We start from the raw sequence: 277 nt of genomic DNA, 5'->3' as shown, positions 1-277 counted from the left end.
CGGTGTGTGTATCGCCGATGAGGTGCAGGTAGGTTATGGCCGCATGGGGCATTTTTTCTGGGGTTTTGAAGAACAGGGCGTCGTGCCGGACATCATTACCATGGCCAAGGGTATGGGCAACGGCCAGCCGTTGGGAGCTGTGATCACCCGCCGAGACATTGCCGAAGCCCTGGAAGCCGAGGGCTATTTCTTCTCGTCATCGGGCGGTAGCCCGGTCAGTTGCCGTATCGGTATGGCGGTGCTGGACGTGATGGAGGAAGAAGGGCTGTGGGAAAAC

General features: G+C 58.8%; 1 protein-coding gene. It reads left to right on the top strand.

Features of this window, described 5'->3' with window-relative positions; translation table 11 throughout:
* A partial coding sequence (locus AC0L20_RS40975; protein ID WP_473295822.1) for an aminotransferase class III-fold pyridoxal phosphate-dependent enzyme occupies positions 1 to 277 on the top strand: 277 nt, incomplete at both ends.

The sequence above is a fragment of the Bradyrhizobium sp. Kon58 genome, assembly GCF_055807455.1.
This window is presented reverse-complemented; position numbering and strand designations above follow the sequence as displayed.